The organism is Methylosinus sp. LW3, from assembly GCF_000527115.1.
Lineage (GTDB): Bacteria > Pseudomonadota > Alphaproteobacteria > Rhizobiales > Beijerinckiaceae > Methylosinus.
Genome location: NZ_AZUO01000001.1, coordinates 2,406,511 through 2,427,351 on the forward strand (window position 1 = coordinate 2,406,511; position 20,841 = coordinate 2,427,351).

Here is a 20,841-nt window from a genome sequence, read left to right on the forward strand (position 1 = left end):
CCATCATTCCGAAAGCCATCCGAAGCGCCCGTCGATGAAGAAAATGTGATGGACGCCCTGTCCGAACAGACGCGTCGGACCGACGCCGACTCGGCCCCGCGCGGTTTCGACGAACACCATCCGATCATCGACCGACTCGGCGCAGTGCATATAGAATCCCGCGCCATGCTCGATGGTCTCGCCAGCGGCCGTCGTCGAATAGCAGCGACTCGCCCAAAGAAGGGCGGGAATGGCGCCGCTGGAATCGGCGCGCCCGACCCCGACCAGCGCGTCGAAGGTTCGGAAGAGCTTGTCCAGCGCTTCGGTCGAAATCGAAATATCGGGCATTTGCGTCTCCGACGCCGAAACTATCGCCGAATATGAACCGAAATGCCCCATAACGAGTGAATTTGGCGAGATCGCGCGCCGCCGCCCGCCTTGACAAAGGCGCCCGCGTCCTTATGGTGCCGGCCAATTCGCCGCCGGGTTCGTGAGGATCGGGACCGGAGCGAGAGTGTCCCCTCACAAGTTCAGGACTGACGGCAATGGCCAAATCCGCCATGATCAAGATCAAGCTTCTGTCGACGGCCGACACAGGCACCTTCTATGTGACGAAGAAGAACGCCCGCACCAAGACCGAGAAGCTCGTGTTCAAGAAATATGATCCCGTCGTGCGCAAGCATGTCGAGTTCAAGGAAACCAAGATCAAGTGAGGCGAGGCGGGCCAGCCCGCCTTCTTCCGCCGCCGGCGACGCGCCGGACCGGCATTCGCCAGCCCCTAGGCGCCTTCGCAACCAAAGGCGCCTGAAACGAAACGAGCCCGGAAACGGATTTCTCCGTTCCGGGCTCGTTTCGTTTCAGGCGGAGAGAAGATTATTCCTCGATCGTCACGCCTGCCGGCTGCGGCCGCCTTCGTTTCCCCCGAAACGAAGGCGGCCGACTGGCGCTGGCTTTAAGGAGGCCACTCCAACCAACGCCAGCCGGCCAACCCCACGGACCCAGGAGATGCGGCGGACCTGAGCACTCCGCAGGGTATTCGAAGTTGTCTGCCGATACGCATCCAACGCAAAAGCACGCCTTGGGTTCTTTATTCTTCTTAGCCCCCGACGCTGCCTGACGCGCACCACGTTTTGGCATGGCTGAGGTTAGCTCAGCTGCATAAAAATGCAACCATCTGGCAAGATTTTCTACAAGTTTCGAAATACGCAGCTGAAAACAGCCCCTTACGAAAGAACCCCCATGTCGCTGAACCGTCACCAGGCGACGCCCGAGCGGAGTTTTCCACGACGCCTTTGCTCGGGATCGAGCTTTGTGGCAAACCCACCCGGCCGGGGGCCTTCCAAAGCCGGGCCATCCGCCGCCAAGCAAGAGCGCCGTCAGCGGCGCGGGAGGAAAATCGATGAAGCTTCGAGGTCTCGGATTGGCGCTGGCCGGCGCGGCGGCGTTGGCGCTCGCCGCCTGCAACGGCGTCCGCGAGCCCAATGACGCCGTCGGCGCCAAGGTGCTGCGCAATCTGCTCTCCAAGCAGGGCGTCAGCGGCAAGCTGATCTCCTTCAAGAAGATCGACGGACGGGCGCTGAAGACGCCGAACACGGAAGCCTATGAGCTGTGGTACGAGGCCGAGGTGCAGTTCCCGGACGCCTATGAGGCCGATTGCTCGGACCGCAGCCGCTGCGCCTATCTCGGCCTCACTCAGAGCCAGAGCTTCCAGAAGGGCGAGGTGCTGAAGGCCGAGGGCACGCTGCATTTCGTGCGCGCCGACAAGGGCTGGGTCGCCGAGGACCAGAACGCCTATTGAGCCGTCCGCGAGAGCGGCGGCGCGACCACGAGGAGAGCCGCCCCTCATGATGGCCCGTCCGCTCGTCGTCATCCCCGCCCGAATGGGCTCCTCCCGCCTGCCGGGCAAGGCGCTGGCGCCGATCGCCGGCCGGCCGATGATCCTCCATGTCCTGGAGAAGGCGCTCGCCGCCGCCATCGGACCGGTCGCGGTAGCGACGGACTCGGAGGAGATCGCACGCGTCGTCTCCGCGGCCGGCGGGCGCGCGGCTCTGACGACAGGCGACCACGCCTGCGGCAGCGACCGCATCGGCGAGGCGCTGGCCGGACTCGATCCGGCGGGCGTGCATGACGTCATCGTCAATCTGCAGGGCGACCAGCCGGACATTGATCCAGAGGCGCTGGCGACCGCTCTGGAGCCGCTGGCGGAGCCTTCGGTCGATATCGCCACGCTCGCGGCCCCGGCTGCGGCAGGCGAGCGCGACGACCCCAATGTCGTTAAGCTGATTGGCGCCGAGATCGCGCCGCGGCGGATGCGCGCGCTCTATTTCACCCGCGCCCCGGCGCCGCATGGCGAGGGGCCGGACTATCATCATATCGGCGTCTACGCTTTTCGCCGGGCGGCGCTGGCGCGCTTCATCGGCCTGCCGCCATCCCCGCTCGAGCTGCGCGAGCGGCTGGAGCAGCTTCGGGCGCTCGAGGCCGGCATGCGGATCGACGCCATGATTCTGGACAAAGCCGCCCGTGGGGTGGATACCAGCGCCGATCTGCAACGACTGCGCGAGGCGCAGGACAAAGACGAACGGAGCCGTCGATGAGCGAGCGGCCGAAAATCGCCTATCAGGGCGAGCCCGGCGCCAATTCGGACATCGCCTGCCGGGACGCCTATCCCGATTGCGAGCCCCTGCCCTGCGCCAGCTTCGAGGACGCTTTCGCGGCAGTGACCGAAGGCGTCGCGGCGCTGGGCATGATCCCGATCGAGAATTCGATCGCCGGGCGCGTGGCGGATATCCATCATTTCCTGCCCAACGCCGGGCTCTACATCATCGGCGAATATTTTCTGCCGATCCATTTTCAGCTGATGGCGCCGCGCGGCGCGACGCGCGAGACGTTGCGCGGCGTCTACAGCCATGTGCATGCGCTCGGCCAGTGCCGCAGGATCATTCGCGAGCTCGGCCTCACCGCCCATACGGCGGGCGACACGGCCGGCGCCGCGCGTGAGGTGGCGGAGTGGAAGGACAAGAGCAAAGCCGCTCTCGCGCCGCGCCTCGCCGCGGACATATATGGGCTCGACATTCTCGCCGAGAATGTCGAGGACGCCGCGCATAACACGACGCGCTTCGTCATTCTGTCCAAGACGTCGAAATGGGCGGCGCCGGGCAATGGCCCGACGATGACCAGCTTCGTCTTCCGCGTGCGCAATGTGCCCGCGGCGCTCTACAAGGCGCTCGGCGGCTTCGCCACCAATGGCGTGAACATGACCAAGCTCGAGAGCTATATGGTCGACGGCGAGTTCGCGGCGACGCGCTTCCTCGCCGATGTCGACGGCCATCCCGAGGAGCCGCCGCTCGCCCGCGCGCTCGACGAGCTGCGCTTCTTCTCCAAGGAGCTGGAGATCATCGGCGTCTATCCGGCGCATCGCTTCCGCCTGGAGAACAAGCGCAGCTTCGAATATGGCGATTAGCGACGCGCAACGTTCGCCGCCGCACGCGGGGAGAGGGAGCGATCGCACGGCTCGATCATCGAGGAAACCGTAGGACAGCAGGACATTTCAGACGGGAGAAGCCCCATGGCCGCAGCCTATGACAATGACAATGTGTTCGCCAAAATCCTGCGCGGGGAGATCCCTGCGCATAAGGTCTATGAGGATGATGTGGCGCTCGCGATCATGGACATCATGCCGCGCGCAGAGGGCCATGTGCTGGTGATCCCCAAGGTTCCGGCGCGCAATCTCCTGGACATCGACCCGGCCGCGCTCGTAGCGCTCATTCCCCGCGTTCAGCATGTCGCCAAGGCGGCCAAGGACGCCTTCGGCGCCGATGGCCTCACCTTGCAGCAGTTCAATGAGAGCGCCGGCGGACAGGTGATCTTCCACCTGCATTTCCACATTCTGCCGCGCTTCGAAGGCGTCGCGCTGCGCCCGCCGGGAACCATGGGCGACGGCGAGAAGCTGAAGGCGCAGGCGGAGAAGATCAGAGCCGCGCTCGGCCCGTTTCCGGGCTGAGCCGCGTTACCCGAGAACCAGAGCGGCGAAGCGCCGGCTCGCCGCGTGGGCGAAGCGCTCGACCGGCGCGAAGAGCATGGCCGCGACGATCGAGAGCAGGATCGTCGCCGCCGAGATCGCCAGAGCGAGCGGCAGAGTGAGCCTATCGCCGACGAGCGTGATCGCCGCGGAGGTCGCCGTCGCGATCACCACATAATGGATGAGATAGAGCGGGAAGGAGATTTTCGCGAGAAAGCACGAGATGGCGCTTTCGCCGAGGAAGTCCGAGAGACCGCGCCAGCGCAGCGCCAGAGCGACGATCGCCACGGCGAGAATTACATGAACATGGGGGACGGCGCCCGCCGTCATCGTCCAAGAGGCGAGCGCATAGAGCGTCGCGGCCGCAATTATTTTCGCGGGCGACGAATCGAGAAGCGCGAGCCGCCCCCGCGCCGGCGCGGTGAGCGCGCCGGTGAGCTTCGCCTTGCCGATCAGCGCGCCGAAGAGAAAAGCCGCGAGATAGGGAAACAGCAGCATCAAAAATGACGCGCCGATGGCGATGGAGCGCTCGGGCCGCTTCATCGCCGGATAGCAGGCGAGCAGCAGGAACAGCGCCAGCGAGCCGACCATCTCCCAAGGCATGGTCCACAGAAATGGCAGCGCCGGCCCCCATTCGGAGGGCTTCGTATAGACGTTGCAGAGCGACCATTTCAGCGCCTGCGCGAAGCTCAGCCCGGTCTCGCCGGCGATGGCGGAAAGCCCCGGCGCAAATTGCGCGGCCTCGCCGAGCCGCGCCAAGCCGAGGCGCTCCGCGACGAGGAGGAGCAGAACCGTCGCGACGATCGGCGTCGTCAGGCGGATGTAGCGGCGCAGCGCCGCCGAGAGAATATACTCGCCGCCGCCGCCCGAGAAGAAAGGCGCGCTGAGCGCAGCGCCGGAGACCACGAAGAAGACGCTGACGTCGAGCGAGCCGTCGATGAGCCCCGCTGTCCAGCCATTGCGCAATATGGGGAAATTCTCGCCGAAGCTCTGCCAGATCGAATGAAAGAGCAGAACGGAGAAAGCCGCCCAGCCGCGCAACCCATCGAGCTCGTGCAGGCGCAGATGCATCGATTGCGCGCGAGAGGGCGCGAATGCGCGACAGGCGAGACTGTCGCCGGCGCCCTCGAGAATATCCGACATAGACTCATTCCAACGCTGTGCATCTTTCGGCAGGTTAGAGACGGCCCCTCGCGCCAGCAATAACTTTGCCATTTCGTGTAATGTTTTACTTAAATGTGTTTAACAGCGCGGACGTGGCGACGATGCGGCGACGTTTCAGGCGCGGCCGAAGAGCTTGCGCAACTCTGTCTTGGCCTTCTCCAATATGCGCCGGCGCTCCGCCGGCAGGCCCCGGCCGGCGCGATTGATGTAGAAATTCAGCATGGACATCGCGGAGCGGAAAGGCGCGCTCTTGCGACGCTCGCTTTTTTCCGCCGAGCGCCTCAACGAGCGCGCTATGGCGCGGGGATCGCCCTGCGTGAAGACATCCGGCTCGAGGTCCAGCGCATTGCTCTTGCGCCCGACCTCGGCCGACCAATAGGCGGATTTGCTTTTCTCGCCGCTCAGGCGGCGCGCGCGCTCTGGCAATGGTGGCCGCCGGGCTGGGAGACGCCGCGCAGCGTCGCGCCGCTGAGGCCGGCGTCGCGATCCATGGCGAGATCGGCGAGAGAAACGATGCCGACGAGGCGCTTGCCGCGATCGAGCACGGGCAGCCGACGCAGCTGCTGCTCGGCCATGTTCTGCGCCACGTCCTCGACGTCGTGATCCTCATAGCAATAGCGAACGTCTCTGGTCATGACGTCGCGAATCTTCGTCTCCGCGCCCTTGCCGGCGGCGATGGCGCGCAAGGCGATGTCACGATCGCTGACCATGCCGACGAGACGATCGTGCTCGCCGACCGGCAAGAGGCCGATGTCGAGATCGGCCATGCGTTTGGCGGCGTCGCAGATCGTCTGATCGGGCTCGACGAGACAGACCTCGCGCGTCATGATGTCCTTGATCTTCATCGTTCGCCTCCGTGTTTTCCCGAGGAAAAGTGGGTTTACACGAGGAAACTTGTGGGGCTGGCGAAGGTTCCGCGCTTTTCAGCGCGCGAGCACCGCGACCGCGAGGCCGCCCGCGAGCGCCAGCACAGAAGCGGCGGCGACGCGAAAGCCGAGGCCGGCGCCCGCGATCCACCATGTCAGCGCCGCTTTGGAGAGCGTGTTGACGGCGACAGCGAGGCCGATCGACGCCGCAGCGACATCGAGCGTGAGCGTCGCACGATCGAGCCGCGCGACGGACAAAGTTATGGCGTCGACATCGACGACGCCCGAGATCGCCGCGACGGCCAACGCGCCGGCCCCGCCCGCCACTCGGGTGGCGAGACGCGCCAGTATCGCGACCAATGTGAGCAGCGCGCCGAATTGTAGCACCGAGCCGAGATCCAGAGGGTTCTGCGACGCATGGCCTGCGTAGGTCGAAGAGGCGACGGCGCGGCGCATGAAGAAAAGCGCGAAGGCGAGCATGACGGCGCCGCCTGCCGCGAAGGGCGGCGCGAGAACGCCGAGGAGCTCGACGTCGATCAGCGCGACGACAGCCAGCACGCGGAGCGCCATTGTGGCGTTGGCGAATAGAGCGCCCGCGGCGAAGAGCGGCGCGCCCTCGCTCTGCTCGCGCGAGAGGCGCGCCATCGTCATCGTCGCCGCGGTGGAGGAGACGAGGCCGCCGGCGATTCCCGTCAGCGCCACGCCGCCGACGCCTCCCGCCGCCTTCATGGCCACATAGCCGAGGAAGTTGATGACCGCTATCAGCACGGTCAGCAGCCAGATCTCATGCGGATTGACCGTGTTCCAGGGATCGACGGCGCGGTCCGGCAGCAGCGGCAGCAGAATGACCGTCATCGCGGCCAGCGTCAGGCCGGAGCGCAACTCCACCCAGCTGAGGCGCCGCAGCCAGCCATGGCTCGCCGATTTCAGCGCCAGCAATCCCGCCGTGGCGACGCCCGCCGCGGCCGCGGCCTCGACATCGCCGACGACGGCGAAAGCGCCGAGCGCGAAAGCCAGCATGGCGGCGACGACCGTGGTCGCGCCGAAGGTCTCGTCATGGACGATCTCGCGATAACGAAACAGGACGATCGCGCCGGCGAAAGCCCCGAAGGCGAGGCCGAGCGACACCGCGCCGCCTATGCCGGTCTGATTGGAGATGGCGCCCCAGACGGCGCCGAGCAGCGCCGCCAGCGCATGGGTGCGAAAGCCAGCGGCGCGCTCGCCCTCCTCATCCTCGCGCGCCTGCCAGCCGCGCTCGAGGCCGATCAAAAGGCCAATCGCCAGCGCCACCGTCAGGCGGCGGAACAATTCGGTCGTCTCCATGCGCCGGCCTTTCCGAATAGCGAAACTGCGAAATTATAGCCGCGCGCCGGCGAATATGCGCAGCGCCGCCGGCGAGACGCCTTGTCGCAGATCGAAATAGCCGGCCCAAGGATCGGCGCGCAGCGCGGCGAGGCGGCGCTCGACCTTGTCGAGGCAATAAAAATCGGCGCGCTCTATGCGGCCGAGCTCGTCCCAGGAGACGGGCGTCGCCACGGAAGGCGTCTCCCGCGCGCGCGGCGAGAAAGGCGCCACCGCGCTCGCGCCGCGATCATTGCGCCGATAGTCGATATAGATGCGGCCATGGCGCCGCGCCTTGGTCGCCATTGCGGTGAAGCGGGCCGGATCATCCGCCGCGAGACGGCTGGCGACGCCTCTGGCGAAACCGGTGAAGGTCGGCCAGTCGAGCGCGTCATCCAGCGGCGCGACGACATGCAGCCCCTTGCCGCCGGTGAGCAGCGCGAAGCTCGCGAGCCCCGCCGCCTCCAGCAAAGCGCGGAAATCGCGCGCGGCGCGCTTCACCTCCTCGAAGGTCACGGAAGGATCGGGATCGAGATCGAAGACGAGACGATCGGGACTCTCCAGCGCATCGAAGCGCACGCCCCAAATATGCAGCTCCAGCGCATCCATCTGCGCCGCGCCTTCGAGGCCGGAGAGATCGTCGAGGAAGAGAAATTCTTCCCGTTCGCCGTCGCTCCCGGCGATGGGCGCGGCTTTGAGTCCCGCGGGCAGGCCGCGCCGATGATGGCGCTGGAAGAAGCAGCCATGCGCCGCGCCATTGGGACAGCGCAGCAGCGACAGCGGCCGCCCGGTGATATGCGGCAGAGCGAAAGGCGCGACCCGGCGCCAATAATCGACCAGCCTCTGCTTGGTGACATGCAGAGCGGCCGGGTAGAGCGGCTTGTCCGGGTTGGTGAGGCGGATCATCGCGGGCCTCGCTTCAGCTCGCGGGGCGATGGATCGAAGGCGGGAGGGCTCACCTCATTCGCCGGCTTGTCCTCGCGCAGGCCGATGAAGGTCGGATGGCGCAGCAGCCCCTCCTTGGTGCGCTCCGTGTAATCGATCTCGACGACGAGCCGCGGCGCCACATAGCGCGCGTGACGCGCGATCTCCGCCGGCACGGCGGCGAAGGGCGAGGACTTGCATGCATGCGCGCGCAGAGCGGCGCCGATCTGCGCGAGATCGCGATCGGAAAAGCCGGCGCCGACACGGCCGCGATAGACCAAGGCGCCATCGACGAATTCGCCGAGCAGCAGAGAGGCGAAGTCGCGGCCCTTCTTCGTCGAAGGACGATAGCCGCCGACGACGAACTCATCGCGGCCGAGGCATTTGACCTTGATCCAGGCGCGCGTGCGCCGCGAGAGATAGGGGCGGTCGACGCGCTTGGAGACGAGACCCTCGAGCCCCAAGCGTCGGCATTCGGCGAGAAAACGCGCGCCGGCGCCGATCACATGGCCGCTGTAGCGTATCGCCGCCGGCGGCTCGGCGAGCAGCGCGGCGAGACGATTCTTGCGTTCGAGCAATGGCGCATTGGAAACATCCTCGCCATCGAGCTCCAGCAGATCGAAGGCGTAGAAGACGAGCGCGCGCGGGCGCTTCTCCAGCATCTTCTGCAGCAGGCCGAAATCGCTGCGGCCACTCTCCTCCAGCGCGACGATCTCGCCATCGATGAGCGCGCTTTTCATCGGCAATTGCGCGGCGGCTTCCGCTATGCCGGGGAATTTCTCAGTCCAATCGAGGCCGGAGCGCGTGTAGACGCGGCACTTGCCGCCCGCCGTCGCGACGAGCGCACGATAGCCGTCGAATTTGATCTCATGCAGCCAGTCCTCGCCGGCGGGCGGCTCGGCGGCCTGCGTCGCGAGCTGCGGCGCGCGGAATTTCGGCAGGCGCGGCGCATGGGTTTCGCCATCGGCGATCTCCGCGAAGCTGCGGCCCGTCGTGACGCTGCGCGTCCATTCGCGCGCCGGATCGAGATCGGCGTCAGCCTGCCCATCCTTCATTTTGACGAGCAGCCAATTTTCTTTCGGCTCCTTGCCCCGGCGCGGCATGCGCAGCAGCGCGAAGCCGCCCCTCAGCCGCTCGCCTTCCAGCGTGAACTCGAGACGTCCGTCGGCGAGGCCGCGATGCGGATCGCCCTTGGGCGTCCAGCGGCCGCGGTCCCACAGCATCACCTCGCCGCCGCCATATTGGCCTTTGGGGATGGCTCCCTCGAAGCTTCCATAATCGAGCGGATGATCCTCCGTGCGCACGGCGAGACGCTTCTCGCTCGGGTCGAGGCTGGGGCCGCGCGTGACGGCCCAGCTCTTCAGCACGCCATCCAGCTCGAGGCGCAGATCGAAATGCAGCCGGCGAGCGCGATGCTTCTGCATGACATAGGCGCCATGCCCTTGCGCGCGCGCGGCGCCTTCCGGCTCGGCGGTGCGGTGAAAATCGCGCTTGTCGCGATAGGCGGAGAGCCGCTCGTCCTTCGCTGCGAGCGGTCTTGCGGCGCGATGAGCCGATGACGAGCGCGCGGATGGACCCAATTTGCGCTCCTCTCGCGGTCACGCGCGCTTCTTGACCGGCCCAGTCTTCGCCGCAGCCTTGGCCGACGCCGTCTTCGCCGCGCTCGCCTTTTTCGCCGGCTCCGCGGCGCGCGCCTTGCCGTGCGCGGGCCGCGGCGCGCTCTCGCCGACGCTGCGCTTCAACGCCTCGATGAGATCGATCACCTTGCCGGGACCGCGACGCTCCTCCTCGCCCGTGGTGACGATCGCCTGTCCTTCGCGCTTGCGCTCGACGAGATCGCGCAGCGCCTCGGCGTAGGAATCCTTGAACGCCTTGGGATCGAAAGGCGCGCTCTTGCGCTCGATCAGCTCGGTCGCCAGCGCCACCATCTCGGCGTCGCTGTCGCCTTCGCCGATCTCGGCGAAATAAGGCTCATAGGAGCGCAGCTCATTGGCGTAGCGCAAGGTCTCGACGAGCAGCCCCTTGCCGAGCGGCGTCACCGCGACAATGCTCTCGCGCCCGCGCATGGTGAGCCGACCGATGCCGATCTTGCCGGCGCGGCGCAACGCCTCGCGGATCACTGCATAGCCTTCGGTCGAGACGTCGCCCTCCGGCGCGAGATAATAGGGCCGGTCGAAATAGCGCGGATCGATCTCCTCGCGCCCGACGAATTGCACCAGCTCGATCGCTTTGCCGCTGTCGAGCTTGATCTCGTCCAGCTCGTCCGGCTCCAGCACGACATAGGAATCGTCGCCGATCTCGAAGCCTTTGACGATATCGGCGGAGTCGATCGGACCGACGCCGGGCGCGACCTTCTCATAGCGCACGCGCTTGCCCGAGGGCTTGTGGATCTGATGCAGCGTCGTCGCCTGGGCGCTCGACGTCGCCGCATAGAGCTCGACGCCGATGGAGACGAGCGAAAGCCGCAGATAGCCTTGCCAATAAGCGCGCGCGCGTGGAGCCATGAGGTGAGACCCTTTGCTGTTCGCGCTTTATCTAGCGCCGCGGCGCGCGCGGACGATGGCGGCGTTGAGCTCGCCGCCATAGATGAAGATGACGCCCGAGAAATAGAGGAAGACGAGCGCGATCATCGCCGAGGCGAGGCCCGCATAGGTCAGCGCATAGCGCTCCGAGAAGGCCGCGAGATAGCGGCCGAAGGCGGCGCCGGCGACGAGCCACAGCAGGAGCGTCGCCAGCACGCCGGGGAGAATATCCAGAAAGCGCCGCCGTCCCGCCGGCAGCCCGGCGTGAATGGCGAAGAGCGTGAGCGCCAGAATGAGCGTCGCGACGCCATAGCGCGCCAGAGTGACCATCTGCTCGAAGGGCGCGAACCAATCGAGATAGCGCGCCGCGGCGTCGGTGATGAGCGGTCCGAGCACGACGAGAACGGAAAGCGCCAGCAGGCCCGCCGCGCTGCCGACCACATAGAAGATCGACTCGAGCCGCAGCAGCCACCAGCTGCGCGTCTCCTGCGCCTCATAGGCGCGATTGAGGCCGATACGCAGGCTCTCGAGGCCGCTGGAGGCGAAATAGACGGCAAAGAGCGCGCCGAAGGTGAGATTGCCGCCCTGGGGCTCCGTCGCGACGCGCTTGATCTCGCGCGCGATCGGCTCCGCAACCTCGGGAGGCCAGGCGTCGAGCAGCAGACGCCCCGCCTCGTCGGCGAGGCTCTTGGAGCCCATGAGGCCGGCGAAGGCCGTCACCACGATGAGGAAGGGAAACAGCGACATCAATGTCGAGAGCGCGATATGGCTGGCTATGGCGAAGCCGTCGCGATCGACGAAATGCAGGAAGGCGTCGAGCGGGACGCGCAGCGGCGCGGGAAGGCGCTCCGCGCGCGGAGCGAGCGGCCCGAGGGCGCGCTGGAAAACGGCTTTCTCGACTTCGTCCACGGCGCCGGCTCCCCGCGCTCATCGCCCGAGGGAATATAGCGCCGCGCGCAATCCGTAGGACAGCAACTTTCGCCGCCGCGGGACGTTGACGCGAGAAGCGGCGGCGACGCTCCGCGCCGCCGCCGACTCCCTCAGACGCCGCGCCGGAGCACGCCGCCGACGAGGGCGATGATGAAGAGCACGACCGCCACCCAGAACAATATGCGCGCGGCGTCGATCGCCGTGCCGGCGACGCCGCCGAAGCCGAAGAAGGCCGCGATCAGCGCGACCACCAGAAAGACGACGGCCCAGCGCAGAAGATCACTCATCTCTTTCTCCCGAAACCGAGGATGATGAGTGATAACGCCGGCGCGCCGATCCGGTTTCCCGCCGAAAGGAGGCGCAGATGAGTCTCGGACAGAGAACGCAGCCCCGCCCCCGGCCCAGCGAGGAGCGCAGCTTCATCCTGAATTTCGGCCCGGTTCATCCGGCCGCGCATGGCGTGCTGCGGCTGGTGCTGGAGCTCGACGGCGAAGTCGTCGTCCACGCCGATCCGCATATCGGCTTTCTGCATCGCGGCACGGAAAAGCTCATAGAGGACAAGACCTATCTGCAGGCCCTGCCCTATTTCGACCGGCTCGATTATGTCGCTCCGATCAATCAGGAGCACGCTTTCTGCCTCGCCGCCGAGCGCCTGCTCGGCCTCGCCGTCCCGCGGCGCGCGCAGCTCGTGCGCGTGCTCTATTGCGAGATCGGACGGCTGCTCTCGCATCTGCTCAACATCACCAGCTGGGCCTCGGATTGCGGCGCGCTGACGCCCAATCTCTGGGGCTTCGAGGAGCGCGAGAAGCTGATGGTCTTCTACGAGCGCGCCTCGGGCGCGCGCATGCACGCCAATTATTTCCGCTTCGGCGGCGTGCATCAGGATTTGCCGCGCGCGCTCATCGACGACATAGAGGCCTTTTGCGATCCCTTCCTCGCGACCTGCGACGATCTCGAGGGATTGCTCACCGACAATCGCATCTTCAAGGCGCGCAATGTCGATATCGGCGCCGTGACGCTCGAGCAGGCCTGGGGCCTCGGCTTTTCCGGCGTGTTCCTGCGCGCTTGCGGCGCGCCATGGGATTTGCGCAAGGCGCAGCCCTATGAATGCTACGAGGAGATGGATTTCGACATTCCGGTCGGACGCCACGGCGATTGCTACGACCGCTATTGCGTGCGCATGGAGGAGATGCGCCAGTCGGTCCGCATCATGCGGCAATGCGTCCAGAAGCTGCGCGCCGCGGACGGCCAGGGAGCCATCGCGGTGCTCGACGGCAAGATCACGCCGCCGCGGCGCGAGGCGATGAAACGCTCGATGGAAGCGACGATCGAGCAGTTCAAGCTCTACAGCGAGGGGATTCATGTGCCCGCCGGCGAGGTCTATGCGGCGGTGGAGGCGCCCAAGGGCGAGTTCGGCGTCTATCTCGTCTCCCATGGGCTGAACAAGCCCTATCGCTGCAAGCTGCGCCCGCCCTCCTTCGCCCATCTCGCGGCGACCGACCGGCTCTCGACCGGCCATATGCTGGCCGATGTCGCCGCCATCATCGGCTCGCTCGACATCGTCTTCGGAGAAATCGACCGCTGAGAAGGAGATGAAAATGCCGACCCTTTCGGAAAAGACGACCCTTGCAGAAAAAACCTGCACGCCCTGCCGCGGCGGCGTTCCGCCGCTCGGGCGCGCCGAGGCCGAGACGCTGCTCGCCGCGGCGCCGGACTGGACGCTGATGGACGAGGCGCGCCGCATCGAGCGCGGCTTTCGCTTCGGCAATTTCCGCGAGGCGGCCGAATTCGTGCGCCAGATCGGCGAATTGGCCGAGGCCGAAGGCCACCACCCGGACATCGCCTTCGGCTGGGGCTATGCGACGATCTCGTTGCAGACGAAGAAGATCGGCGGCCTGCACGAGAACGACGTCATCATGGCGACGAAGATCGACCGCATCTTCGCACGCTGGCAGGGATTGCCGGCGGGCCGCATGTGACCGACCCCTGTGACGCCCCCGCCTTTTCAAACGCCCTGCGCTCTTGTAGATATCGGAGCGAAGTCCCGGTAGCTCAGCAGGATAGAGCAACGGTTTCCTAAACCGTAGGTCAGGGGTTCGAATCCCTTCCGGGACGCCATGAGCGTCTCCCCCTCGCGGGGAAGCAAAAGCTCAAATGCCCTTTTTTTCAGCGAAAATCTTCGCCATCGCGCGAAAGCGTTCGAGGTTATGAGGAATGTATTCCTGGGTATAAAATTCGCGCATATAGCGCTGCAGATCGGGATTGTCATGAACGCGCATAAGGATCCACGCGTAAAAAAGCTCTTTTTCATCCCTGTCGGCATGGGGCCGGAATACGGACAGATGATCGACGACCAAATTGCTCGCCCCCACGATCTCATGGGCGCGACGATCGCCAATCCAGATTTCTTCGTGCAGAAAGCTCTCCCACCGAACGTCGGGCTGCTTCTTGAACAAGCGCACCTGATGCTCGGTCGAGCTCTTGGCCATGCCGCGCAACGTCTCCGGCTCGTAATCGGCCGGAATTTCTCCGATCAGGTTGTGGCGCAGGATCTTGGCGGCGGCGGCGGCGTCGGGCGCCGACTCGAACGAGATCACATCGGCGTCGAGCGGAGCGAGAAGCTCATCCGCATCGATATGGAGCACCCAAGAACGAGTTGCGGCCTGCGTCACCCGGTTGCGCGCATGGGCGAAGCCATTCTCGAACAAATCGCTTCTGGGTTGAACGACGATCTCTGCCCTATCGCCATAGATATCGCGAATGATGTCGATCGTGCGATCGGTCGACCCCATGTCGAGAACATAAATTCGCTGAAAATACGGCGCGAGCCTCAATAAGCACTTTTCCAGGAAAAGCTCCTCATTGAAGACAATCAAGCAGACATCGATTTCTCCCAAATTTACGGTGGTTCTAACCATCTACCGAATGTCCTTCGTCCACTTGCGGAGGAGCGTGAGCCACAGAAGCGGCCACGGCTATCGGCGCCTGAATATCATGGCGCAAACGCGCTGAGAAGAGAACCCTCTCGGCGATGAGACTTCATCGAAGAGTCGGCAGCTTGCTGCAATGCAGCGAACAACCTCACGAAAAATGCCGCTCCTTCATCAAATCCACCTCGAGCCGAGCTTGGAACAGCGTGGTTTCGACGTCGTCGGTGAGCGGCAGGCGGAACTGACCCACGCCGGAAATCGCGCTGCGCGGATATTGATAGAGCAAGGAGCCGCTGTCGGCGTCGCCGCCGCTCGTCGCGGCGATGCGGGGCGCTGATTGCAGTCGGTCGAAGGACGCCTGCATCGCGTCGAATCGACGCAAAGAGTTCTCATGCGTCGCCGTTATATGGCTGAATATATGCTGGAGCCGATCATGCAGCGCCTGCGGGACGTCCGGCGACGGCACTTCCAAAGGCGATCTGTTCGGCTCGAGATCGAAGGGGCCGAACTCATATTCCGGCCGATCGGCGACGCGCAACCGCACCGAGCGCGTCTTCGCGCTGGGCGTGGCGAAAGCGGCGACCTCGCAGTCGAAGCCATGAAGCCCATTGTCGCCGAGCTTTTCGGCGATATCGTCGCGATAGAGATTCGCCTTGGTCCGCTGGACCACCTCGTCGTCGAGCAGGATTTCGAGCACGACCGGCCCTTCGCGCTTGGTGTCGCAAATCCAGCCGCGGACGCGTTTTTGCGTCACCTCATCGACGACGCCGGCGACGCTGCCGCCGAATTTCAGGCTATGCGCAGCGATATCCTTGTCGCGAAAGGTCCGAACGGCGATCTTGCGCCCCAGCCATTCGATCAATGTCATGCCGCCCTCCATAGCTTTCGGCGAATAATTACGGTTTTGCGCGCGACCGTCGAGCCCACGCGACGGCCATCAGAACTGCCGATAGACATGCTCCCCGTCCAGGAACTCGAAAATGCGGCCCGCGCAATCGGCCCAGGACGGCGCCGAGACGCCTTTCGACGGAATAGGCCCGCGCGCGAGCTGCTCGCGCAGGGCCGCGGCGAGCTGCGCGGATGAGCCGGCGGCGAAATATCGCGCATGCTCGCCGCCGAGCTCCTGGAAAACGGGAAGATCGCTGAGCAGCAGCGGCGAGCCGAAATGCGCCGCCTCATAGATCGGCAGGCCGAAGCCTTCCGCGATCGAGGCGACGATGGTCGCCGAAGCGCTCTGATAGAGCCGCGCCATGTCCGCCTCCGGCACGAAGCCGAGATAGAAGAAGCGCTTGCCCTTTTCCTCATGGTTCTCGAAGCGCTGCAGCAGGCTGTCCACGCTCCACCCCGCCTTGCCGACGAAGACCAGCGTCGCATCGACTCCCGAAGCCCATAGCCGCTCGAAGGCGTCGAGCACATAATCGTGCCCCTTGCGCGGCTCGATCGTGCCGACCATCAGAAACAAATTCTCACGTTGCGCCAGATCGGACGTCGCCGCCGAAATCGGCGTGGAGACGTCGACTCTCGAGGAGAAGTCGGCGCCGAGCCGCGCATAGCCGATTCGAAGTCCGGGCCGCGGCGTGACGCCGCTGCCCGTGATCCACTCGATGAGCCCGTCGGCCCCGCTCTGCGAGGTGCAGATCAGGCCGGAGCCTTTCTCCAGCAGCAGCGTCAGCCAATTGGTGACCGAGATTTTGACATGGTCCTCGAACAGCTCGGGATGCTGCAGCGGCAGAATGTCGTGAACGAGGCCGAACGCCTCTCCGCCGATGGCGCCGAGGCGCGCGAGCGGCTCGCGCATCCAATCGGCGAGATGCCAGGTTCCATCGGCCATCAAAATCTTGTCGAAGGGACGAAAATCGAGGGCGCCGAAGCGCATGTCCTCCGCCTCGACGGCGGCGCGGGCGCCGCAGCGCTGCGCGTAATCGTCGGCGAAGATCAGCCCGGCGTCCGTATAGGCGAAAGCCTGCGGCCGCACCTTCGCGTCGCTCCAGCCATAGGCCGCGCGCGTGAGCTCGCGCACGACGCGCTGCACGCCCGTCTCGAGATCGCCTTCCCTTATGTGGGTCACGTCGATCAAGAGGCGCGGCGCGATCTCGGAGCGCTCCTGGCGCACATAGGCGCGGGCGATGTCCTGCACGAGCTCCCGGGTGATCGGAGCGTCGCGGAGCAGACGCGCGATCGTCTTGCTGACGATCTTCGGCCCGCAGGTCTCGGCGCGAGCGGTCATCGCCACGACCGTCTGGACGAAGCGCGCGCCGACCTTGTCCGGGTCCAGCGTCTCGTCGCAATAGCGCAGCGCAGCCTCTCTATAGGTCTGGCGCAGCTGCGGATCGCCGGCCAGCGCATCGAGCGCATCGGCGATGTCCGCGGACGCATAGCCCTCGAGCGCGACGCCCACCTCGGACGGCAGCTCCGCAGAGGACCCCATGCGATTATAGACGAGCGGCGTTCCGCTGGTGAGCAGATCGAGGATCGCCCTCGACGTCTCGCCGCGCGTGAGCGTCCGCAACTGAACGCCGATATCGGCCGCGGCTATGTAGAGGTCGTAATCCTCCTTCTCGACATAGCCGGTGATGTGAATGTCGGACCTGTCGCCGATGGCGCGCAGCACCTCGCGCGCATAGGGCGAATCGTGGTTCGCGCCCCCTTCCAGCTCGCCGACGAGGATCAGCTGCGCCTTGCCCGATTTCGCCGCCGTAGAGCGCGTGAAGGCCTCGATCAGCTCGAGCACGCCCTTCGTGTGAGCGACATGGCCGAGCGACACGATGACGAGCGAATCCGGCGCGATGGCGAGCGTCTCGCGCGCCTGCGCCCTGCTCGGCGTCGTTTCCCGCGGCGGGCGCGCCCTATATTGCGGCAGCACGGCGATTTGTGGAGCGGCGCCCGGGCGAGCGGCGCCCACCAGCACATTGCGAGCGAAGCGCGAGTGAACGATGACGCCGAGGCTGCGATGCGTCGCCGTGGCGCTGCAGGGAAGAGCATCGACGAGCGAGCGCGCCGTGCGGTCGCCGCCCTCGCCGTCGAGCACGATGGCGCGCGCCGGACCTCCATGCTCCTGGATCATGCGACGGATGAAGGCGTCGGGATTGCCGGGGTCATAGGACAAATAGCCGAGATAGGCGTCGTGAATGACGACGACGCCCGGAAAGCTCTCGATATAAGGGAGCATATAGTGGTGAAACGGCGAATTGCCGAGCTGATAGACGATCGCATCGTAGAGATGCGCCTTGAATGGAAATTGCGAGTGATGCCAGATCGGCATGTCGTCGAAATAGGTCTCGACCTCGGCCACATCGTCGACGAAAATCTCGAAGGACGCGAATTTGGAGAGCGCGGGAAGAAACTCCGCGCTGTAATCGGCGATCCCCGACTTCGCCGACGGGAGCGGCGTGAACATGGCGATGCGCGGAACCCGCCCTGCCGCGCTCAGCGTCTTGCGCCCGCGGCGCGCGGCGTAGGTCTCCTCCCAGGCGTCGAGCGCGCGGCGGGCGCTCTTCTCCCAGGTGAAGAGCGCGGCGCGCTCGCGAGAATAGGCGCGCATGCGCTGAAGCTCGCCCTCGCGGGTCAGCGCGCGCACCATTGATTTCGCCATATCCGCCGGCTTGGTCGCGTCGAAACGATAGGCCGGATCGTCCACGATCTCCGTCAGGCTGGAATTGTCGCCGACGAGCACTGGCGCGCCGCAGCGCATCGCTTCGATCACCGGAAGACCCAGCCCCTCATAGAGAGGGGGGAAGACGAAGAGCGAAGCGGCGTTGTAGAGCTCGACGAGCTCGTCATCCGACACGAAGCCCGTCGTCACGACGAGCGGCGCCACGCCGAGACGCGCCGCTTTCTCGCGCAGAGCGAGCGCTTCGGCGCCTTTGATGTCGTAGACGATCAGGAGCTTGTATTTATCCGCCAGCTCCTTGTTGGCGATGGCGAAAGCCTCGAGCGTCCCATCGAGATTCTTGCGGAAGTCCGGCCCACCAACATAGAGGATGAATTTCTGCCCGGGAGCGAAGCGGCGCCAGACGGCCCCGCGATGCGCCTCGGAGGCGGGGAGGATGCGGAAGTGATCCGCGACGCTGCCGAAAATATTGACGACGCACTCCGGCTTCATATGAAAAAGCCGCTCGGCATCCTTCTTCGTCGCATCCGATATGGCCAATCCGACATCGAGCTGCGGGATCAGGCTCGATGTGCGCTTGTACCAGAGGGCGACCGGCCAATCGGTGAGATATTTGTCCGGATAGAGCAGCGGAATGAAATCATAGAGAGTGGCGGATCGAATGATCGGCGGCTTGGGAAAGTCGATGAAAGCCGCCGCCGCGCCATAGACGCTCTCGCCTTCGAAGACGCTCGAGATGTGATAGACATCCGGGCTGACCGTCTCGATGCGATCATTGCGCAGGACATTGGCGACCTGCTCTCGCCTCTGCCGCTCATGCCAATCATATTGCACGCTGGGATAGTCGTGCAAAATCACATTGCCGAGATCGTCGAGCTTCGCGATTTCCGTGATGAGATCCGCGGACTTGTCCAGATAATGCCGGTTGAGCAGAAACATGAAGTCATGCTCGCCGCCGATTCTGACGATTTCTTTTGCGAGAGAGAGAGAATAGCGCCCCATTCCTCGGGATTGCGCCTCGGTCTGACAGCATTGCAGATCAATCAGTATCTTCATCGCGTGACCCTGGCAGCGCACATCCGCCCCGACGTCGAGTGGCGAGCGTGACGCCCGCCTTCTCGCGGCGCGAGCATTTCGGTCGGAAATCAGCGCGGGAGCGGCTCCGAAAACTCGGCTTCGTCGGAAGCATGTCCGCCGGCGCCGCGTAGCCGCCTCTCGGAGGGAGAGTCGACGCCGCGCGAGCGTTCTGTCATCGAAGCAATGTCTCGGTCAAGTCCGGCAAATCGCGCCAACGTCCCATTTCGAGACCGCACGCATGCCGTGCAGCGTCAAAGACTTCGCGCCGCCGCGGAAACAGAACCATTTGCGCGCTCGAATTCTTCGCCTCGGGTCTCGTGAGCTGCGCAGAGACATTCCTGCAATTTCTATTTGCGCCGAGGCCCCGAACTGCCGTAGAAATCCGAGGTTTCTATCACGAGCATTTAAATGGCCACGGTTCCGAGGGGATAATTTAGATATGGCGAACACGCGCAGAGTTTGGGTCGCCGGACATAAAGTATGGTCGGCTCCGCCGTGACGAGACATCTCGAGGCGAGAGGAGAGTCCGTCCTCAAAGCGGACCATTCCGTCGTCGACCTACGTAATCAGATTGCCGTGGAAGTCTGGCTTAAGCAGAATCGACCGGATGCGATCGTCTTTGCCGCGGCGAAAGTCGGCGGCATCTACGCCAATGACACTTATCCGGCAGATTTCATCTATGATAATCTCGCCATTGAGACCAACATCATTCACTCGGCTCATGCGGCGAGCGTGAATCGTCTGGTCTTTCTCGGATCGTCCTGCATCTATCCGAAATTCGCGCCGCAGCCGATCACCGAGGATGCGCTGCTGACAGGCCCGCTGGAGCCCACCAACGAATGGTACGCAATCGCGAAAATCGCCGGCATCAAGCTGTGCCAGGCCTATCGCAAGCAATATGGCCGCAGCTACATCTCCGTCATGCCCTGCAACCTCTACGGGCCGAACGATAATTTCGACCTGCAGACGAGCCATGTCCTGCCCGCCCTGATTCGCAAGTTCCATGAAGCGAAAGTGGCCGGCCGCGACGAGGTCGTCATATGGGGCACCGGGACGCCGCTGCGCGAGTTTCTGCATGTCGATGATCTCGCGCGGGGCGTCGTGTTCTGCCTCGATAATTACGACGGCTATGAGCATATCAATTGCGGCGCCGGCTCCGAGGTGACGATTCGCGAGCTCGCGGAGACGGTGCGGCGCGCCGTCGGCTTTTCGGGCCGCTTGGTCCTCGATTCGACGAAGCCCGATGGAACGCCGCGCAAGCTGATGGATTCGAGCCGGCTTCGCGCGCTCGGTTGGACGCCGCAAATTTCCCTCAAGGACGGCATCGCCGACGCCTATCGATTTTTCCTCGCCAAGGAGAAAGAGGCGGCCGCCGCCCCTGTCCTCGAATCGGTCGGCTGAGGCAAGCGGGCGGCTCGCCCGTCCGACGACGAGCGCCTATAAAAAAAGCGCCCCTTCAAAGGGGCGCTTTTCTTTTCTC

At 64.9% G+C, this 20,841-nt stretch carries 20 protein-coding genes, 1 tRNA gene and 1 pseudogene; 9 read left to right on the forward strand and 13 right to left on the reverse strand.

The genetic code is table 11. The features are described from left to right. Nucleotides 1–3: 3 nt before the first annotated feature. Nucleotides 4–327 (reverse strand): hypothetical protein, encoded by a 324-nt coding sequence (locus METLW3_RS0112195; protein WP_157096031.1) that lies wholly within the window; start codon nt 325–327, stop codon nt 4–6. Between the two features lie 197 nt (nt 328–524). Here METLW3_RS0112195 and rpmG point away from each other — a divergent pair, with 197 nt between their 5' ends. From rpmG to METLW3_RS0112220, 5 genes are all read left to right on the forward strand, one after another. After that, complete coding sequence (rpmG, locus tag METLW3_RS0112200) at nt 525–692, forward strand: 50S ribosomal protein L33 (RefSeq protein WP_003612885.1); 168 nt, start codon at nt 525–527, stop codon at nt 690–692. Between the two features lie 686 nt (nt 693–1,378). Then, entirely contained in the window at nt 1,379–1,777 is a 399-nt protein-coding gene (locus tag METLW3_RS0112205) for a hypothetical protein (protein WP_024880190.1), read from the forward strand. 49 nt (nt 1,778–1,826) lie between these two features. Beyond that, nucleotides 1,827–2,573 carry a 3-deoxy-manno-octulosonate cytidylyltransferase gene (locus METLW3_RS0112210; RefSeq protein ID WP_024880191.1) on the forward strand — a complete coding sequence of 249 codons (747 nt, stop codon included), beginning with the start codon at nt 1,827–1,829 and terminating at the stop codon, nt 2,571–2,573. Continuing rightward, nucleotides 2,570–3,439 carry a prephenate dehydratase gene (locus METLW3_RS0112215; RefSeq protein WP_024880192.1) on the forward strand — a complete coding sequence of 290 codons (870 nt, stop codon included), beginning with the start codon at nt 2,570–2,572 and terminating at the stop codon, nt 3,437–3,439. The genes METLW3_RS0112210 and METLW3_RS0112215 overlap by 4 nt, the downstream gene beginning before the upstream one ends. A 105-nt stretch (nt 3,440–3,544) precedes the next feature. Then, nucleotides 3,545–3,979, forward strand: a complete 435-nt coding sequence (locus METLW3_RS0112220) for an HIT family protein (RefSeq protein ID WP_024880193.1) — start codon at nt 3,545–3,547, stop codon at nt 3,977–3,979. A 6-nt stretch (nt 3,980–3,985) separates the two neighbouring features. On the opposite strand, the gene METLW3_RS0112225 is transcribed toward METLW3_RS0112220, so the two are convergent. From METLW3_RS0112225 to METLW3_RS27515, 9 genes are all read right to left on the reverse strand, one after another. Next, on the reverse strand, nt 3,986–5,140 hold the full coding sequence (locus tag METLW3_RS0112225; protein ID WP_024880194.1) for an acyltransferase: 1,155 nt from the start codon (nt 5,138–5,140) through the stop codon (nt 3,986–3,988). Nucleotides 5,141–5,275: 135 nt separating this feature from the next. Next, a complete protein-coding gene (locus METLW3_RS0112230; protein WP_024880195.1) occupies nt 5,276–5,587 on the reverse strand; it encodes a DUF3175 domain-containing protein in 312 nt (103 codons plus the stop codon). After that, nucleotides 5,563–6,006: a CBS domain-containing protein gene (locus tag METLW3_RS0112235; RefSeq protein WP_024880196.1), complete on the reverse strand. Its 444-nt coding sequence runs from the start codon at nt 6,004–6,006 to the stop codon at nt 5,563–5,565. Before METLW3_RS0112235 ends, METLW3_RS0112230 begins: the two co-directional genes overlap by 25 nt. A 78-nt stretch (nt 6,007–6,084) precedes the next feature. After that, the gene (locus METLW3_RS0112240; RefSeq protein ID WP_024880197.1) at nt 6,085–7,350 is read right to left on the reverse strand and encodes an MgtC/SapB family protein; all 1,266 of its coding nucleotides are present in this window, start codon (nt 7,348–7,350) and stop codon (nt 6,085–6,087) included. A 33-nt stretch (nt 7,351–7,383) separates the two neighbouring features. Next, nucleotides 7,384–8,274, reverse strand: coding sequence for a non-homologous end-joining DNA ligase (gene ligD / locus METLW3_RS0112245; protein WP_024880198.1), 891 nt, complete (start codon nt 8,272–8,274; stop codon nt 7,384–7,386). Then, nucleotides 8,271–9,872: a non-homologous end-joining DNA ligase gene (gene ligD / locus METLW3_RS26860; RefSeq protein ID WP_024880199.1), complete on the reverse strand. Its 1,602-nt coding sequence runs from the start codon at nt 9,870–9,872 to the stop codon at nt 8,271–8,273. Before ligD (METLW3_RS26860) ends, ligD (METLW3_RS0112245) begins: the two co-directional genes overlap by 4 nt. Nucleotides 9,873–9,890: 18 nt before the next feature. Beyond that, nucleotides 9,891–10,796 carry a Ku protein gene (locus METLW3_RS0112255; protein WP_024880200.1) on the reverse strand — a complete coding sequence of 302 codons (906 nt, stop codon included), beginning with the start codon at nt 10,794–10,796 and terminating at the stop codon, nt 9,891–9,893. A gap of 27 nt (nt 10,797–10,823) precedes the next feature. After that, nucleotides 10,824–11,723 (reverse strand): YihY/virulence factor BrkB family protein, encoded by a 900-nt coding sequence (locus METLW3_RS0112260; protein ID WP_024880201.1) that lies wholly within the window; start codon nt 11,721–11,723, stop codon nt 10,824–10,826. A gap of 131 nt (nt 11,724–11,854) precedes the next feature. Beyond that, the gene (locus tag METLW3_RS27515; protein WP_024880202.1) at nt 11,855–12,031 is read right to left on the reverse strand and encodes a DUF1328 domain-containing protein; all 177 of its coding nucleotides are present in this window, start codon (nt 12,029–12,031) and stop codon (nt 11,855–11,857) included. A 77-nt stretch (nt 12,032–12,108) separates the two neighbouring features. Between METLW3_RS27515 and METLW3_RS0112270 the strand changes: the two genes are divergently transcribed. The 3 genes from METLW3_RS0112270 (at nt 12,109) to METLW3_RS0112280 (ending at nt 13,862) form a co-directional block, all read left to right on the forward strand. After that, nucleotides 12,109–13,329 (forward strand): NADH-quinone oxidoreductase subunit D, encoded by a 1,221-nt coding sequence (locus METLW3_RS0112270; RefSeq protein WP_024880203.1) that lies wholly within the window; start codon nt 12,109–12,111, stop codon nt 13,327–13,329. 7 nt (nt 13,330–13,336) lie between these two features. Further along, complete coding sequence (locus tag METLW3_RS0112275) at nt 13,337–13,723, forward strand: 4a-hydroxytetrahydrobiopterin dehydratase (RefSeq protein ID WP_024880204.1); 387 nt, start codon at nt 13,337–13,339, stop codon at nt 13,721–13,723. Nucleotides 13,724–13,785: 62 nt separating this feature from the next. Next, nucleotides 13,786–13,862 (forward strand) — tRNA-Arg (locus METLW3_RS0112280). 32 nt (nt 13,863–13,894) lie between these two features. Here the strand turns inward: METLW3_RS0112280 and METLW3_RS0112285 are convergent. The 3 genes from METLW3_RS0112285 to METLW3_RS0112295 all read right to left on the reverse strand — a co-directional run bounded on the left by METLW3_RS0112285 (nt 13,895) and on the right by METLW3_RS0112295 (nt 19,340). Beyond that, a complete protein-coding gene (locus METLW3_RS0112285) occupies nt 13,895–14,662 on the reverse strand; it encodes a glycosyltransferase (RefSeq protein WP_084484828.1) in 768 nt (255 codons plus the stop codon). Between the two features lie 163 nt (nt 14,663–14,825). Continuing rightward, the gene (locus METLW3_RS0112290; RefSeq protein WP_157516561.1) at nt 14,826–15,542 is read right to left on the reverse strand and encodes a hypothetical protein; all 717 of its coding nucleotides are present in this window, start codon (nt 15,540–15,542) and stop codon (nt 14,826–14,828) included. A 69-nt stretch (nt 15,543–15,611) separates the two neighbouring features. After that, nucleotides 15,612–19,340: a glycosyltransferase gene (locus METLW3_RS0112295; RefSeq protein WP_024880207.1), complete on the reverse strand. Its 3,729-nt coding sequence runs from the start codon at nt 19,338–19,340 to the stop codon at nt 15,612–15,614. 460 nt (nt 19,341–19,800) lie between these two features. Here METLW3_RS0112295 and METLW3_RS25505 point away from each other — a divergent pair. After that, a pseudogene (locus tag METLW3_RS25505) lies at nt 19,801–20,762 on the forward strand (GDP-L-fucose synthase). Nucleotides 20,763–20,841: the final 79 nt, after the last annotated feature.